Genomic DNA, 15,617 nt, shown 5'->3' on the forward strand with positions numbered 1-15,617 from the left:
CTGCTCCCTGAGGTGCGAGCGAAGCGAGCCACGAAGGGCTCCGCAACCTGTCTCACCAGGCCCTTCGTGGCTCGTCGCTATCGCTCCTCACACCTCAGGGAGCAATGGGGTCGCTTCTTTCGGATCAGGGACCAGTGGGTGTGGATCCGGATTGAGCAGGGTGCCGCCGGAAGTCATCGGTGGCGGTCCGGCTCAGGGGATGACGATGCTCCCGCTGCAGCTCGTGGACGGCACGCTCCAGAGCGCGTTCCGGTTGACCGCGCTGAAGGTCACGTTCACCCGGCCCTTGCCGATCTGGTTGACGGGGATCACGAAGTAGTGGACGCCCTGGTACGGCGGGTTCACGCGGACGTTGCTGACCTTCGAGCCGCGCTTGCCGGTGGCCAGGTTGTGCCAGTCCAGGCGGGCCGAGGACTGGTAGCCGCCGGGAAAGTAGCTGGTGAAGTCGGCAGCGATGTAGGCGTTGCCGGCATACGTGCTCACGATCGTGCGTCGAGCCAGGAACGGGACGTCGACGACGTTCGGGCTCAGGCCCACGCAGGTCGACAGCGGATACTCGCGGGACACCGCGTTCGCGTCGCCGGTGGCCGCGACGCCGAGTCCGGCAGCCGAGGTCAGAGCGATGGCGGCGGCGGCCAACCGGGTGATCGTCTTGGTGCTGGGCATATCTCGACTCCCTTGCTGGTGGCGACGGTGACGTGTCGTGATCACCGGTCAGTTTTCCGCAGGAAGTCCGTTTCGTGGGTATTTCCGGGCGCAGTGTTCATTCGTTCGGTCGACCCGCCCCTCAGCTGAGATGACTCGAGATGCCGTCGGCGGCAGCACGCGTGGCCTCGCCGAGTCGGCGCACTTCGTCGACGTCGAGGGTGGTGTTCGGGCAGGCGACGATCGCCGCGACCACCCGACGGGCGGAGTCGAAGACGGGGGCGCCGATGGTGACCACGGGTACCCCCGTGCCGTCGGCCGCGCAGGCGTCGATCTCCTCGGGCAGGTAATCGATGACCGACAGCTCGGTGAGCAGGTCGCCGACCCGCGCGCGCAGGGTGTCCGACATGGTGTCGAGGGAGCTCAGGGCCTCGATCATCGCCACGTGGTCGTCGGTCATGCGCTCGATCGAGTAGCCGCGTTCGGCGACGACGTCGAGCACCATGCCCAGCCGGGTGCGGGTGGACTCGGCGGCCTGGCCGATCCAGTTCGACCGGGCGTCGTCCGGGTCGAAGGCGATGAACTCCCGACAGATCGGCGGGCGGAGCCGGATGCGGCTGCCGTTGCGCAACCAGGGATGCTGCGCGGTTTCCGGTGCCAGGTGGGGCGGAAAGGCGTGCGACGCCAGGGTCACCGCGTCGGCCGAGGTCCGTCGGGCGACGAAACAGGGGACGTCGAACCGTTCGCACAGGTCGCGCGCCGCCGACGCCGCCCACCGTACGAGGTGGTCCGCGCCGTCGGCGTTCCGGACGAGGCCGACGAAGGCCGGTCCGACGCCGAAGGTGCCGGCCGACGGGTCCCGGATCAGCCATCCGCAGTCGACGAGTTCGGAGACTACGGCGTGCGCGGTGGCGCGCGACATCGAGGTCTGACGCACGATCTCGGCCAGCGTCAGCGCCGGTTGTTCGGCGTCGGCGAGGAGTTCGACGATGCGGACGACCCGGGCGGTCGGTGGCGACGCCGCACGTGCCGGTTGACGTGCGTCGGAGAAGTCACCTACGGTTTGTGTCACATTGTCAACACATAGTGTCGAATATTCGACATGTCAAGGGGGTTGCTCCGGTGGCCATCACCATCGACGCCGACGACGGACGTCGTCCCGACGACACCGAGGACCGGCGTCGTCGTCATCACGGTTATGAGCTCTCGCATCTCGCGGCGCTCGAGGCCGAATCGGTGCACATCTTCCGCGAGGTCGCCGCGACCTTCGAGCGTCCGGTGCTGCTGTTCTCCGGCGGTAAGGACTCGGTGGTGATGTTCCATCTGGCCCGCAAGGCCTTCTGGCCGGCGCCGATCCCGTTCCCGCTCATGCACGTCGACACCGGGCACAACTTCGACGAAGTGATCGAGTACCGCGATCGCGTGGTCGCCGAGACCGGGGTTCGCCTGCTCGTCAGTTCCGTGCAGGACGACATCGATGCGGGACGGGTCGTCGAACAGACCGGGCCGGGGGCCAGCCGCAACCGGCTGCAGACAGCCGCGCTGTTGCGCGGCATCACCGAGAACCGATTCGACGCGGTCTTCGGCGGCGCCCGGCGCGACGAGGAGAAGGCGCGCGCGAAGGAGCGCGTGTTCAGCTTCCGAGACGAGTTCGGCGCATGGAACCCCCGCGAGCAGCGGCCCGAACTGTGGCGGCTGTACAACGGACGGCACGCCAAGGGCGAGCACATCCGGGTCTTCCCGTTGTCGAACTGGACCGAACTCGACATCTGGCAGTACATCGCGGCGGAGGACATCGATCTACCCGAGATCTACTACGCGCACCAGCGCGAGGTCATCCCGCGCGACGGCATGCTGCTCGCGAAAACCCGCTTCCTGCAGGAGCTCCCGGGTGAGGAGGTGCGGACCGAGACGGTCCGGTTCCGCACCGTCGGTGACGCCACGTGCACCGGTTGCGTGCTGTCGGGCGCCGACGACGTGATGAAGGTGATCGAAGAGATCGAGGTGACGAGGCTGACCGAGCGGGGCGCCACGCGCGCCGACGACCGGATCTCCGAGTCGGGGATGGAAGACCGCAAGAAGGAAGGCTACTTCTGATGGGCGACCTCATCGCAGCCGGCGGCGCGACCGAGTTGCTGCGTCTGGCGACCGCGGGCTCGGTGGACGACGGCAAGTCGACACTCATCGGTCGGCTCCTCTACGACTCGAAGGCGATCTTCACCGATCAGCTCGAGTCGATCGAGCGCACCAGCGCCGAGCGCGGGGACGAGTACGCGAACCTCGCGTTGCTCACGGACGGCTTGCGCGCCGAACGCGAGCAGGGCATCACGATCGACGTCGCCTACCGGTACTTCGCCACGCCCAGAAGGAAATTCATCATCGCCGACACCCCGGGGCACGTGCAGTACACGCGCAACATGGTGACCGGCGCCTCCACCGCCGATCTCGCGATGATCCTCGTCGACGCCCGCAAGGGCGTGCTGGAGCAGACGCGGCGGCACGCCTTCCTGTCGTCGTTGCTCGGCATCCCGCATCTGACGGTCTGCGTGAACAAGATGGACCTCGTCGACTGGTCGCAGGAGCGATTCGACGAGATCTGCGCGGACTTCGTCGATTTCGCGACCAAGCTCAACGTCGTCGACCTGACCTTCATCCCGGTGTCGGCGCTGCGGGGCGACAACGTCGTCGAGCAGTCCGTGGCCATGCCGTGGTACGAGGGGCGTCCGCTGCTGAATCACCTCGAGCACGTCTACATCGCCTCCGACCGCAACCTGATCGACACCCGTCTGCCCGTCCAGTACGTGATCCGGCCGCAGCGCAGCGACGGCGCCGACCACCGCGCCTACGCGGGCACCGTTGCCGGCGGTGTACTCGCCAAGGGCGACGAGATCGTCGTCCTGCCCAGCGGTTTCAGCACGACCATCACCGAGATCTGGGCGCCCGGCGGCCAGCCGGTCGACGAGGCCTTCGCGTCGATGGCAGTGTCCGTCGAACTCGCCGACGAGATCGACATCGTGCGCGGCGACATGCTGGCCCGCCCCAACAACCGGCCGTACGTGGGACGCGACCTGGACGCGATGGTGTGCTGGTTCGCCGACGACGCCGAACTGCGACCGGGCAACCGTTATCAGCTGCTCTGCGGAACCCGGTTGACCCGCGCGCAGGTCAACGGGCTCAACTATCGCCTCGACGTCAACTCGCTGCACCGCGACGAGGACGCGGAGGGATTGTCGCTCAACGAGATCGGGCGCGTCACCCTGCACACCCAGGAGCCGGTGACCTTCGACTCGTACCGGCGCAACCGCGACACGGGCAGCTTCATCCTGATCGACGAGGCGACCAACCGGACCGTCGGTGCGGGGATGATCACGGCGCCGGTGAGTCACGACAGTCATGTCGTCTGGCAGGCGACGAAGGTCGGGCGTGAGCACCGTGCGCACCGCGGCGCGACGATCTGGCTGACCGGTCTGTCCGGCTCCGGGAAGTCGTCGCTGGCGGTCGAACTCGAGCGGCGCTTCGTCGCCGAGGGGCGTCCGGCGTACCTGATGGACGGGGACAACCTGCGGCACGGCCTGAACTCGGATCTGGGCTTCTCCGACGACGACCGCCGGGAGAACATCCGCCGGACCAGCGAGGTGGCGGCGCTGTTCGCCGATTCGGGTTCGGTGGCGATCGTCTCGCTCATCAGCCCGTTCGCCGAGGAACGGCAGCGGGCCCGGGAGATCCACGCCGAGCGCGGGCTGCCGTTCTACGAGATCTTCGTCGACACCCCGCTCGCCGAATGCGAACGACGCGACCCGAAGGGGCTGTACGACCGCGCGCGGCGGGGGGAGATCAGTCAGTTCACCGGCATCGACTCGCCCTACGAGCGTCCGTCCGACCCGGATCTGCACATCACCCCCGACGACGGCCCGCCTTCCGAGGTCGCCGACCTGGTGCTGCGTAACCTGGGTCTGTGAGCGCAGCCTCATAGCCGTCCGGCGCGAAGCGCCGCGTCCTGCCACCGGTATCCCGACCGAGAGGAAACCCCGTGACCGACGATCGTGCCCTGGCCGGTGAACTGGCCACCGCCGCAGGTGAACTCCTGCTCGACATCCGACGCTCCAGCGGATTGACGGGCAAAGAGCTCGGTCAGGAGGGCGACCGCCGGTCCGACGAGTTCATCCTCGGGCGTCTCGCACAGGAGCGGCCGGACGATGCGGTGCTGTCCGAGGAGTCGGCCGACGACAAGTCGCGGCTGTCGGCGTCGCGCGTGTGGATCATCGACCCGGTCGACGGCACGCGTGAGTACGGCACCTACGAACCCGGCGGGGGCCGCAGCGACTGGGCCGTGCACGTCGCGCTGTGGTCGGCCGACGACGGGCTGATCGCCGGTGCGGTCGCCTTGCCGGCCCTCGGGGTGACCTACCTCGACGACGGTTCCACCGTCGAGCCCGTGGAAGGCCTGGCGTCCCGGCCCCGGACCGGGGTCCCGCGCGTCGTCGTGAGCAGTTCGCGCCCACCGGCGTTCGCCGACGAGGTGGCCGCGGCGATGGCCGGCGAGGTGCTGCCCATGGGTTCCGCCGGGGCCAAGGCGATGGCGGTGGTGCGCGGCGAGGCCGACGCCTACGTCCATGCGGGCGGTCAATACGAGTGGGATTCGGCCGCGCCGGTCGCCGTCGCGAAGGCGAAGGGTCTGTGGTGCGGGCGGATCGACGGTTCGCCCCTCGTCTACAACAACGAGGACACCTACCTGCCCGACCTCGTCATCTGCCGGCCGGAGTTCACCGAGGCGATCCTCACTGTCACCACCGAGGGTGCCGGCGGCTGACGTCCGAGCGCCTCAGTGCGTGACCACGACCTTGATCGCGACGATCACGGTCGCCACCAGCGTGACCGCGCCGGAGCTGAACAGCGTTGCCCGACTCGGTCGTTCGTTGTTGAGCCGGTCGATGACGAAGACCGTGCCGCCGATGCGCAGGAGGATCACGATCTCCGCGACGAGCTGGGCGGTGCGGGGCTCGATCCAGCCGATCAGACCGAGCAGCAGGATCGCGCAAGGTAGGAGCGCCGAGGTCAGGATCGGCACCGAGTCGCGGAGATGACCGAGTACCTCCGATCGCGTCGGCTCGACCTTGCCGTCGGACACGCGCCGGGCGACGCCCTCGGCGAAGACGTGCGCGATGAAGGTCGACGCGGCGGTGCCCGCGAGGATCGCGATACCGACGAAGTCGTCCTCGACGTGCAACGGGATGAGCACGGCCAAGATCAGGATGTTGCCGTAGATGTAGGCACTGATGCGCGGCGCGGCGTGCTTGCGTTCGAGCGGGCTGTCCCGAGTGAACAGCGGCCCGTGCAGCAGGGTCCACGGACTGTTGCTCATACCCGGTGAAACTATCAGCGCGGGAGGAGTTCGGCGACGACAGCGGCGATGGTGTCGTCGGGCCGCGTCAGGCAGACCGTCGCCGCCACGGTGGCCACGTGCTGGACATTGTCGGTCACGTCCAGGTCGGTCAGGACCGCCGCCCGCCGGGCATCGTCGAGTTCGCGGAACTCCGTGCACGTCATGGTCGACGCGGAGCCGGACCCGGTGTCGGAACCGGACTCGGAGACGCGCGACGGTGACGCACTGGCCCGGCTGCTGTCCGCAGATGTGGCAGGGCTGCTCGTCTCGGTGGCGCTCGTGGTCGGGACCGCGCTGTCGGATGAAGGCGCGGGCGCGGCGTCGTCGGACGAACACGCACCGATCGCCAGCATCATCATCGCGGCCATCGACAGGCCCGCGGCCAGCTCGGCTGGGCGGGATCGGCGGGCGGGAACAGACATCACTGAACTCCTCGGGAAGCGGTCCGGGTGGTGACCCGGTGGTGCGGGATGGGATGGGGCGCGGTCAGCGCATGAGGCCGGAGAGCACGCCCGAGATGGCGGCCCGGACATCCGTGGTCTCGATGCGCATCAGGTCGTCCTGGCTGAGTGAGTCGAAGTCGCCTGCGGTGCTGAGCCGGAACTCGCGCTCCTCCTCGGCCGCCTCGATGATGTTGCGGATGAAGCGGCCGTTGCCGGCGAGATCGGTGGCGCGCCGCGCGGTGCCCTGATGCTCGCGGACGTCGTGGTAGAGGGGAGCGCACGCCTGTTCGATCTCGACCATCGCCTCCCGGGTCAAGGACGAATCGCGTTTGCGCGCAATGAAATCGGCGATGCGGGCGAGCTCGTCGGGAGTGTAGGAGTCGAACCGCACCCGGCGCGCGAAGCGCGACGCCAGTCCGTCGTTGGAGGCGAGGAACCGATCGATCTCGGCGTCGTAGCCGGCGATGATCACGACCAGCCGGTCACGGTCGTCCTCCATCCGGGCCAGCAGGGTGTCGACCGCCTCGCGGCCGAACGCGTCGCCGCCGGACAGCCCCTGCTGGATGAGCGTGTACGCCTCGTCGATGAACAGGACGCCGTCCATCGCGGAGTCGATGAGCGCCGCGGTCTTGATGGCGGTGCTGCCGAGGTGTTCACCGACCATGTCGCGGCGGGTGGCCTCGACGACCTTGTCGGACTTGATGAAGCCGAGGCCGCAGTAGATCTTGGCGACGATGCGAGCGACGGTCGTCTTGCCGGTGCCGGGTGGTCCGGTGAAAGCCAGGTGCAGGCTGCGTGCCGACGTCGACAGCCCGCGGTCGGCGCGGACCTTCGCCAGGGTCGCGGTGGACTGCAGTTTGGCCACCTGCTGCTTGACCGACTCGAGCCCGATCTGTTCGGCCAGTTCCCGTTGCGCCTCGGTCACCAGCGAATTCTGTTCAGCGGGGTCCCCAGAGGTCGACACCAGGGTCTCGGCGCGATCGGGCACCGACTTCGGGTCCCACCGGTCGGTGCGCTCGGCGATCTGCTCGGGCGTCGTGGGTGGCATCCGGTAGGAGGGCGACCGGATGGCGTCGGCCGCGCCGGTCAGCGACGGGTCACGGGCGTAGGCCTGCTCGAACATCGACTTCGCCTTCTCCTCGTGACCCTGCTCGCGCAGCGCGAGGCCGTAGACGAAGATCGCCTGCGTCGAACAGGACGGGATCGGGCCGTCGACCGCGTTCTGCAGGCGCCGCATGCCCTCGCCGTACATGCCGAGATGCACGCACGACGTCCCGGCCATGAAGTCGGCGACGGCCTGCATGTACGGGTCGTTCCACCGGTCGGACCTGGTCAGCGAGGTCAGGACGTCGGGCCAGCGCTGGGTGGCGAAGTGCAGGAACGCGCGGACGAAATCCACGATCGGCACGCGGTGCGCCGGGGGTACCTCGTCGAGGACCTCTTCCGCACCGGCGAAGTCAGCGCCGCGGACCAGGCTGGCCGCGTAGGCCGCGGTCGCCTCGACGGCATTCGACGCCGGGAAGTCGATCAGCATCCCGGTGTACCAGCGTCCCGCGATCGTGCCGGGCGGGAGCCCGAGCCGGCGCTGCTCCGCGCCGATCGACCCGCGGGCACGATAGAGGCCCAGGAGGACCTCGTTGCTGCTGTCGCCGCAGGCCAGCCGGCCGATCCAGGCGTCGCCCAGGGCCGGGTCCCATTCGGTCGCACGGGTGAAGGCCTTGGCGGCCTGCGCGGGATTGTCGACCGGTTCCTGACCTTCGACGGGGATGTTCAGGGACAGGACGCCGAGTTCGAAGAGTGCCCTCGCCTTGCGGACATCGGCCATCGTTTTCCCCCTGTGTCGTCCCATCGGCGCACACCGACCCCGAACCGTTCTCCCCGGGTACCACGACGACACACCCTGGGGGCGGTCGCCGGAGACAGAGTATCGCTAGACCGGCGTGACATCCGTCGCAGATCTCCCAGGGTGCGCACCCGAGGCGCCCCGGCGGCCGCAACCGCCCGCGCACGCCTAGACTTGTCCGGGTGAGTGCCCAGGTGGATACCGTCTCAGCCGCTGCCCAGACCCCGGACCATCCGCAACCCTTCCGCGAACTCGGTCTCAAGGACGACGAGTACGCGCGCATCCGCGAGATCCTGGGTCGCCGGCCCACCGACGCGGAGCTCGCCATGTACTCGGTCATGTGGTCCGAGCACTGCAGCTACAAGTCGTCGAAGGTGCACCTGCGCTACTTCGGTGAGACCACCACCGACGAGATGCGCGCGAGCATGCTGGCCGGCATCGGCGAGAACGCCGGCGTCGTCGACATCGGCGACGGATGGGCGGTGACCTTCAAGGTCGAATCGCACAACCACCCGAGCTACGTCGAGCCGTACCAGGGCGCCGCCACCGGAGTCGGTGGCATCGTGCGCGACATCATGGCCATGGGCGCCCGCCCGATCGCGGTCATGGATCAGCTGCGCTTCGGCCCGGCCGACGCCCCGGACACCCGGCGCGTCGTCGACGGTGTGGTGCGCGGCGTGGGTGGCTACGGCAACTCCCTGGGCCTGCCGAACGTCGGCGGTGAGACCGTCTTCGACGCCAGCTACGCGGGCAACCCGCTCGTCAACGCGCTGTGCGCGGGCGTGCTGCGCACCGAGGACCTGCACCTGGCCTTCGCCTCGGGCGCGGGCAACAAGATCATCCTGTTCGGTGCACGCACCGGGCTCGACGGCATCGGTGGTGTCTCGGTGCTGGCATCGGAGACGTTCGACGATTCCGAGGGCTCGGGTCCGAACCGCAAGAAGCTGCCCAGCGTCCAGGTCGGCGACCCGTTCACCGAGAAGGTGCTCATCGAGTGCTGCCTCGAGCTCTACCACGCCGGACTCGTCGTGGGCATCCAGGATCTCGGCGGTGCCGGATTGTCCTGTGCCACGAGCGAACTCGCCGCAGCCGGTGACGGCGGCATGCACATCGACCTGGAGAAGGTGCCGATGCGCGCCGAGGGCATGACCCCGGCGGAGGTGCTCTCCAGCGAGTCGCAGGAACGCATGTGTGCCGTCGTGACCCCGGACAACGTCGAGAAATTCCTCGAGGTCTGCCGCAAGTGGGATGTGCTCGCGACCGTCATCGGCGAGGTCACCGACGGCGATCAGCTGGTCATCACCTGGCACGGCGAGACCGTCGTCGACGTGCCGCCGCGCACCGTCGCCCATGACGGTCCGGTCTACGAGCGTCCGGTCGCCCGTCCCGACTGGCAGGACACGGTCATCGCGTCGACGACCGAACCGCTGCAGCGCCCGAGCACACCCGACCAGTTGCGCGAGACGCTGCTGGCCATGCTCGCCTCGCCCGCGCTGTGCAGCCGCAAGTTCATCACCGACCAGTACGACCGCTACGTGCGCGGCAACACCGTCCTCGCCGAGCATGCGGACTCGGGGATGATCCGCATCGACGAGGAGACCGGACGCGGCATCGCGCTGGCGACCGACGCGTCGGGGCGCTACACCTTCCTCGATCCCTACCGCGGCGCGCAGCTCGCGCTCGCTGAGGCCTACCGCAACGTCGCGGTGTCCGGGGCGACGCCGAAGGCCGTGACCAACTGCCTCAACTTCGGTTCCCCGGAGGACCCGGCGGTGATGTGGCAGTTCCAGCAGGCGGTCCGGGGACTCGCCGACGGCTGCGCCCAGCTCGGCATCCCGGTCACCGGCGGCAACGTGAGCTTCTACAACCAGACGGGCGCGACGGCCATCCTGCCGACCCCGGTCGTGGGCGTCCTCGGCGTCATCGACGATGTGCACCGCCGCATCCCGACCGGCATCGGAACCGAACCCGGTGAGACACTCATCCTGCTCGGTGAGACCCGCGACGAATTCGACGGCTCGATCTGGGCCCAGGTCAGTCACGACCACCTCGGTGGCGTCCCGCCGCAGGTCGACCTCGAACGCGAACGTCTGCTCGCCGATATCCTGTCCGCATCGTCCCGCGACGGATTGATCTCCGCGGCACACGATCTCAGCGAGGGCGGCCTCATCCAGACCGTCGTCGAGGCGGCCCTGGCCGGCGAGACCGGCTGCCGCGTCCTGCTGCCCGAGGACGCCAACCCGTTCGTCTGGCTGTTCTCCGAGTCTGCCGGGCGCGTGCTCGTGGCGGTCCCGCGCACCGAGGAATCGCGGTTCACCGCCATGCTCGACGCGCGTTCGATGCCGTGGACACGCATCGGTGTGGTCGACCAGGGCAGCGACGCCGTCGAGGTCCAGGACTACTTCTCGGTGCCCCTCGCCGAACTCCGTGAGGCGCACGAGGGCACCCTCCCGAGGTTGTTCGGCGACACGGTCTAGAGGACGGCCTAGTTGCATCGCGCAACGGTCCGGCCTGCGAGGATTCCGTTGTATGTCAATGGAATCAATATCGTTTCCAGGCATGTCGCGCCCGGTGACGAACGGTTACGCTCCTGGAGTTCTCTGACCGAGTCGAAAGGGCGCAGATGAGCTACCCCAATGATCCGAACCAGCCGCCGAACTACGGCGCGGGTGGCTACGGACAGCAGCCGTACGGCGGGTTCCCGGGCGGGAATCCGGCCGGCCCGGAACCGGACAACAACCTCGTGTGGGCGATCCTGTCCACGGTGCTCTGCTGTCTGCCGCTCGGGATCGTGTCGATCGTGAAGTCGACCTCGGTCAGCAAGCTGTGGGCCGCCGGCGACTACGCCGGTGCGCAGAAGGCGGCCGACGAGGCGAAGAAGTGGGCGATGTGGAGTGCGATCTCGTCGGTCATCATCTGGGTCCTGATCATCATCGTCTATGTCGTCCTCTTCGTCATCCTCCTCGGCGCCTCCGCGTCCACGTCCACGTACTGAGCGTTTCGAGAGGGCCGTCCTCGGACGGGTGTCGGCCCTTTCGAAGCATCGGTACCTCGGTCCGGCGACGGTCGTCGCCGGGACCGGGATGGTCTGCGCGGCCGTGTGGTTCGCCGATCCGACGACACCGGGCGGTGCCCTGCCGGTCTGTCCGACCAAGCTGATCTTCGGGGTGACGTGCCCGGGCTGCGGGTCGTTGCGGGCGATCTACTCGCTGCTGCACGGCGATGTCCCGGCGGCGCTGCACTACAACGCCCTCGGCGTGCTCGCGATGGGGTTGCTGCTCTTCGCTTTCGGCGCGTACTGCCTGCGACTGTGGACCGGCCGCCGGGTTCGCAGCTGGCAGCACCTCCGCTACTCCGGGGTCGTCGTGTTGGTGGTCGTGCTGGCCTGGTTCGTCGTCCGCAACATCCCTGTCGAACCGTTCCGGTCACTGCACGTCTGAGCGTCGGCTGCTGCCGCGGATCCAGCGCACCAGCCGCGAACCGGAATCACGTGCGGGGGCATCGAGGTCGAGCGTCGCCAGGGCCTCGGGATCATCGGTCGTGATCTGGTCGACCCGTAACTCCAGCAGTCGCCTGATGTCCGGGATGACGCGCGGTCCGACCCGCGTCACCGTGTACCCGTCGACGAGCCGACCGCGCTCGTGGAACGCGCCGATCAGGTCGTGGCCGCGGTGGTCGGCCGCCAGTATCAGCCGGTTCTCCAGGTACACCATCTCTGCTTCCGGCGATGCCGCCACCGCGCGCTCGACGAAGCCGTCGAAGTCCCCGGAGCGGATCGCTGCGTCGGCGGCACCGTGGTGGCAAGGGTCGTAACCGATCCGGATGCCCGGTGCGGCCGAGGTCAACGTGTCGACCGCCGCGGCGTCGCCGCACGACAGGATGTAGTGGCGAGCGTGCGGTGCGACACTGCGGGCGAACACCGCCACCGCCTCGGGATCGAGCGCGGCGTCGTCCTCCTTGAAGTCGAGCTGGAGGGATGCGGTGGGCGCGATGTCGACGCCGTCGAAGAGTTCGGTCAGGTCCTCGAGCAGGAGGACGTGCTCGTCGACGGGCCGGCCGCGGTTGTCCCGCAGGGACAGTTCCCGCAGATACGACGCCGGGAGCGCCGACACCGCGCCGGTGCCGGTGGTGGCGTGGTCGACCGTGCGGTCGTGCAGGACGGCGAAACCGCGCTCGGCGTGGATCACCAGATCGATCTCGATACTCGCGCCGAGCCGCATGCCCTCGACGATCCGGGTCGAGGTGAACGCCGTGTCGTCGGCGCGCCGTCGGCCCCGGTGCCACTTGAGCATCGTCCGATGGCCGTCGTGGTCGATGTGGATCGGAGCGGGCGTGGGGTCCGGGGGCGACATGGCAGTCACCCTCCCGACCTTAGCGATGCATCTCGCCGAATCGTCACGCCGAAGTTGGAACGTGTTCTAGTTTGGATCGCATGACATTGCGCGTGGTCGAGTGGTCGACCGGAACCGTCGGACGACATGCCATCGCCGGGATCGACGCCCGGCCCGACCTCGAACTCGTGGGCGTGTGGGTGTCCGACCCCGCCAAGGTCGGCAAGGACGCCGGCGAACTCGCCGGTCTCGACCGTGAGCTGGGTGTCGCGGCGACCGGCGACCGCGACGCGCTGATCGCCCTGAAACCCGACTGCATCGTGCACACCGCGATGACCGACGACCGCGTCATGGAGTCGATCGAGGATCTGATCTTCTTCGTCGAGAACGGGATCAATGTGGTGTCGAGCGGGCCGGTGGTCCTGCAGTTCCCCAACGGCATCCTGCCGGACTCGCTGCTGGACCGGATCGCCGCCGCGGGTGCGGCGGGTGGCGCGAGCCTCCACGTCAACGGCATCGACCCGGGTTTCGCGAATGACGCACTGCCGCTGGCGATGACGAGTCTCTCCCAGCGCATCGACGAGATCCGCTGTCAGGAGATCGCCGACTACTCGACCTACTACCAGCCGGTCGTCATGCGAGACCTGTTCGGCTTCGGGCAACCACTGGACGCCACGCCGCTGCTGTTCGCGCCGGGCATCCTGTCGATGGGGTGGGGGAGTGTCGTGCGACAGATCGCCGCGGGCCTCGACCTCGTGCTCGACGAGCCGCTTGTCGAACGCGTCGATCGGGTGGCGGCCGATCGTGACTACTCCACGGTCTCCGTCGAGATCCCCGAGGGCACGATGGCCGCGGTGCGCTTCGAGGTCGTCGGCCAGGTCGACGGCGTGGATCGCGTTGTGCTGGAGCACTACACGCGCACCCATCCCGACCAATGCCCGGACTGGCCTACCCCGCACGAGGGCGACGGTTGCTATCGCATCAGCATCTCCGGAGAACCCGAGATGACCGTCGAGTTCGGGCACCACGGTGAGAACGGCGACCACAACGTGTCCGGGATGATCGTCACCGCGATGCGACTGGTCAATTCCGTTGCGGCGGTGGTCGATGCGAAACCCGGCCTGGTCACCGCGCTCGACCTGCCGCTCGTGACGGGCCGGGGGTTGTTCGCGCAGAAGTAGCCGCCATCCCGGCTTGGCAGATCCCGTTGCGTTTTGGCCCGGTTACCGGGACAAAACGCAACCGGATCGCTCCGATCAGCCCTGGCGTGCCTTGAATCTGGGGTTGCCCTTGTTGATCACGTAGATGCGCCCCTTGCGCTTGACCACTTGTGAACCGGGTTGGTTCTTCAACGACCGGATGGATGCACGGACCTTCAACGGAGCCTCCTTAATGGGAATTGTTTCCATTAAAGCAGGTCCGTCGACGAGGGCCGAGGCGGGTGTCAGACCTCCCAGGTGTGCACCGGCTCGCCCTCGTGCATCTGGGTCACGTAGTCGCGGAGCATCCCGTGCAGCGCCTGTGTCCGGCTCTCGCCCGCGCGTTCGCGGGCCGCGACCGCCTGGCGTTGCCAGACCGATCCCGTCTGGCGGGAGATGCACCGGCCCTCGATGACCGACAGGTAGCGCTTGCGGGCCTTGTCGGAAACGCCGAACCGCTGCAGTCCGTCCTCGGCGAGCACGAGCAGTCGGCGCAGGACGAGTTCGTCGGGTCGCACCCAGCCGACGTCGGGCCAGTAGAGCTGCGACTCCATGCCGGTGCGGGCGCCGGACTGCAGGTTCTCGGCGGCGGCGTTGAACGACATCCGCGACCACAGCGGCCGGTCGGATTCGACGAGGCCCCGGACGACGCCGTAGTAGAACGCGGCGTTGGCCATCGTGTCGACGACCGTGGGACCGGCGGGCAGCACGCGGTTCTCGACGCGCAGGTGGGCCTGTCCCTCGTGGATGTCGTAGACCGGACGATTCCAGCGGTACACGGTCCCGTTGTGCAGACGCAGTTCGTCGAGGGTCGGGATGCGTCCGTCGTCGAGTTCGGCGAGCGGGTCGGTGTCGGTGCAGACGGGAAGGAGTGCGGGGAAGTAGCGCGTGTTCTCCTCGAAGAGGTCGAAGATCGTGTTGATCCATCGCTCCCCGAACCACACTCGCGGCCGGACACCCTGGTTCTTCAGCTCCAGCGGCCGGGTGTCGGTGGCCTGCTCGAAGACCGGGATGCGGCTCTCGTGCCACAACGCGGTCTCGGCGAGGAACGGCGAGTTCCCGGCCAGGGCGACCTGCACCCCGGCGATGGCCTGTGCCGCATTCCAGTGCGAAGCGAAGTCTTCCGGCGCGACCCGCAGGTGTAGCTGTAGTGAGGTGCAGGCCGCCTCGGGCAGGATCGAATCGGTCGAGGTGCGCAGGTGCTCGGTGTGGTGCCCATCGGTCAGCGGGACACCGGTGATGTCGATCTCGAGGTCCTCGCCGCGGGCGGCGAAGATCTGCTCGTTCAGCAGGTCGTAGCGTGGGTTCGCCGAGATCCAGTGGTGCGCGAAGTGTTCGGACTTCAGCGTCGGCAACATGCCGATCATGACCAGGTGGCTCGACGTCTGTGCGGCCCGCTGCTCGGCCCGGTTGAGGGACGTCCGCAGCGCCTGCTCGAGCGAGATCGTGTCGTCGGTCGTGAACGGTCGCGGCGAGACGTTGATCTCGATGTTGAACTGGCCGAGTTCGGTCTGATAGTCCGGATCGGCGATCGCCTCGAGGACGGCGGCGTTCGCCATCGCGGGCTGCATGGCCTCGTCGACAAGGTTCAGTTCGACCTCCATGCCGAGCAACGGCTTCGGCGGACGGCCCTGGTCGGTGAACAGCCCGTCGGCGAGCATCCGCGCGATCGCTTCCGTGCCGCGACCCACCTGACGCCGGAAACGAACCCGGTCCTCGCCGGTGAACTGCTGTTTGGACACCTCGGCTCCCATGCGGTCAATACTGCCCGAT

15 protein-coding genes are annotated in these 15,617 nt (G+C 68.2%); 7 read left to right on the plus strand and 8 right to left on the minus strand.

Annotated elements, in window-relative coordinates:
* Nucleotides 1-192 precede the first annotated feature (192 nt).
* A complete protein-coding gene (locus AS181_RS16115; RefSeq protein ID WP_058252577.1) occupies nucleotides 193-666 on the minus strand; it encodes a hypothetical protein in 474 nt (157 codons plus the stop codon).
* Between the two features lie 121 nt (nucleotides 667-787).
* Nucleotides 788-1,717 (minus strand): IclR family transcriptional regulator, encoded by a 930-nt coding sequence (locus AS181_RS16120; RefSeq protein WP_058252578.1) that lies wholly within the window; start codon nucleotides 1,715-1,717, stop codon nucleotides 788-790.
* Between the two features lie 62 nt (nucleotides 1,718-1,779).
* Between AS181_RS16120 and cysD the strand changes: the two genes are divergently transcribed.
* The 3 genes from cysD (at nucleotide 1,780) to AS181_RS16135 (ending at nucleotide 5,455) form a co-directional block, all read left to right on the plus strand.
* On the plus strand, nucleotides 1,780-2,742 hold the full coding sequence (gene cysD / locus AS181_RS16125) for a sulfate adenylyltransferase subunit CysD (protein ID WP_171011707.1): 963 nt from the start codon (nucleotides 1,780-1,782) through the stop codon (nucleotides 2,740-2,742).
* Complete coding sequence (gene cysC, locus AS181_RS16130) at nucleotides 2,742-4,604, plus strand: adenylyl-sulfate kinase (RefSeq protein ID WP_058252580.1); 1,863 nt, start codon at nucleotides 2,742-2,744, stop codon at nucleotides 4,602-4,604. Before cysD ends, cysC begins: the two co-directional genes overlap by 1 nt.
* A 71-nt stretch (nucleotides 4,605-4,675) precedes the next feature.
* On the plus strand, nucleotides 4,676-5,455 hold the full coding sequence (locus tag AS181_RS16135; protein ID WP_058252581.1) for a 3'(2'),5'-bisphosphate nucleotidase CysQ: 780 nt from the start codon (nucleotides 4,676-4,678) through the stop codon (nucleotides 5,453-5,455).
* A gap of 12 nt (nucleotides 5,456-5,467) precedes the next feature.
* On the opposite strand, the gene AS181_RS16140 is transcribed toward AS181_RS16135, so the two are convergent.
* From AS181_RS16140 to eccA, 3 genes are all read right to left on the minus strand, one after another.
* Nucleotides 5,468-6,007 (minus strand): hypothetical protein, encoded by a 540-nt coding sequence (locus AS181_RS16140; RefSeq protein ID WP_058252582.1) that lies wholly within the window; start codon nucleotides 6,005-6,007, stop codon nucleotides 5,468-5,470.
* Nucleotides 6,008-6,021: 14 nt separating this feature from the next.
* Entirely contained in the window at nucleotides 6,022-6,450 is a 429-nt protein-coding gene (locus AS181_RS16145) for a hypothetical protein (RefSeq protein WP_058252583.1), read from the minus strand.
* Nucleotides 6,451-6,514: 64 nt separating this feature from the next.
* Nucleotides 6,515-8,296, minus strand: a complete 1,782-nt coding sequence (gene eccA / locus AS181_RS16150) for a type VII secretion AAA-ATPase EccA (protein ID WP_058252584.1) — start codon at nucleotides 8,294-8,296, stop codon at nucleotides 6,515-6,517.
* A 200-nt stretch (nucleotides 8,297-8,496) separates the two neighbouring features.
* On the opposite strand from eccA, the gene purL reads away from it, so the two are divergent.
* From purL to AS181_RS16165, 3 genes are all read left to right on the plus strand, one after another.
* Entirely contained in the window at nucleotides 8,497-10,791 is a 2,295-nt protein-coding gene (gene purL / locus AS181_RS16155; RefSeq protein ID WP_175404345.1) for a phosphoribosylformylglycinamidine synthase subunit PurL, read from the plus strand.
* Nucleotides 10,792-10,937: 146 nt separating this feature from the next.
* On the plus strand, nucleotides 10,938-11,309 hold the full coding sequence (locus AS181_RS16160; RefSeq protein WP_058252586.1) for a CD225/dispanin family protein: 372 nt from the start codon (nucleotides 10,938-10,940) through the stop codon (nucleotides 11,307-11,309).
* A gap of 88 nt (nucleotides 11,310-11,397) precedes the next feature.
* A complete protein-coding gene (locus AS181_RS16165; protein WP_058252677.1) occupies nucleotides 11,398-11,754 on the plus strand; it encodes a DUF2752 domain-containing protein in 357 nt (118 codons plus the stop codon).
* Here the strand turns inward: AS181_RS16165 and AS181_RS16170 are convergent.
* Nucleotides 11,740-12,666 carry a glycerophosphodiester phosphodiesterase gene (locus AS181_RS16170; protein ID WP_058252587.1) on the minus strand — a complete coding sequence of 309 codons (927 nt, stop codon included), beginning with the start codon at nucleotides 12,664-12,666 and terminating at the stop codon, nucleotides 11,740-11,742. The two genes, AS181_RS16165 and AS181_RS16170, sit on opposite strands and share 15 nt — an antisense overlap.
* A gap of 80 nt (nucleotides 12,667-12,746) precedes the next feature.
* On the opposite strand from AS181_RS16170, the gene AS181_RS16175 reads away from it, so the two are divergent.
* Nucleotides 12,747-13,826 (plus strand): NAD(P)H-dependent amine dehydrogenase family protein, encoded by a 1,080-nt coding sequence (locus tag AS181_RS16175; protein ID WP_058252588.1) that lies wholly within the window; start codon nucleotides 12,747-12,749, stop codon nucleotides 13,824-13,826.
* 75 nt (nucleotides 13,827-13,901) lie between these two features.
* Here the strand turns inward: AS181_RS16175 and ykgO are convergent, their stop codons facing one another.
* Nucleotides 13,902-14,024, minus strand: a complete 123-nt coding sequence (gene ykgO, locus AS181_RS24615) for a type B 50S ribosomal protein L36 (protein ID WP_033205406.1) — start codon at nucleotides 14,022-14,024, stop codon at nucleotides 13,902-13,904.
* A 65-nt stretch (nucleotides 14,025-14,089) separates the two neighbouring features.
* Entirely contained in the window at nucleotides 14,090-15,598 is a 1,509-nt protein-coding gene (locus tag AS181_RS16180) for a hypothetical protein (protein WP_058252589.1), read from the minus strand.
* Nucleotides 15,599-15,617: the final 19 nt, after the last annotated feature.

This window comes from Gordonia sp. SGD-V-85, assembly GCF_001456905.1.
GTDB lineage: Bacteria > Actinomycetota > Actinomycetes > Mycobacteriales > Mycobacteriaceae > Gordonia > Gordonia hongkongensis.

What these genes read in the sequence shown, in the direction of transcription:
- AS181_RS16115 (WP_058252577.1), bottom strand. Translation starts at nt 666, where the DNA reads ATGCCCAGCACCAAGACGATCACCCGGTTGGCCGCCGCCGCCATCGCT.
- cysC (WP_058252580.1), top strand. Translation starts at nt 2,742, where the DNA reads ATGGGCGACCTCATCGCAGCCGGCGGCGCGACCGAGTTGCTGCGTCTG.
- AS181_RS16140 (WP_058252582.1), bottom strand. Translation starts at nt 6,007, where the DNA reads ATGAGCAACAGTCCGTGGACCCTGCTGCACGGGCCGCTGTTCACTCGG.
- AS181_RS16145 (WP_058252583.1), bottom strand. Translation starts at nt 6,450, where the DNA reads ATGTCTGTTCCCGCCCGCCGATCCCGCCCAGCCGAGCTGGCCGCGGGC.
- eccA (WP_058252584.1), bottom strand. Translation starts at nt 8,296, where the DNA reads ATGGCCGATGTCCGCAAGGCGAGGGCACTCTTCGAACTCGGCGTCCTG.
- AS181_RS16160 (WP_058252586.1), top strand. Translation starts at nt 10,938, where the DNA reads ATGAGCTACCCCAATGATCCGAACCAGCCGCCGAACTACGGCGCGGGT.
- AS181_RS16165 (WP_058252677.1), top strand. Translation starts at nt 11,398, where the DNA reads ATGGTCTGCGCGGCCGTGTGGTTCGCCGATCCGACGACACCGGGCGGT.
- AS181_RS16170 (WP_058252587.1), bottom strand. Translation starts at nt 12,666, where the DNA reads ATGTCGCCCCCGGACCCCACGCCCGCTCCGATCCACATCGACCACGAC.
- AS181_RS16175 (WP_058252588.1), top strand. Translation starts at nt 12,747, where the DNA reads ATGACATTGCGCGTGGTCGAGTGGTCGACCGGAACCGTCGGACGACAT.
- AS181_RS16180 (WP_058252589.1), bottom strand. Translation starts at nt 15,598, where the DNA reads ATGGGAGCCGAGGTGTCCAAACAGCAGTTCACCGGCGAGGACCGGGTT.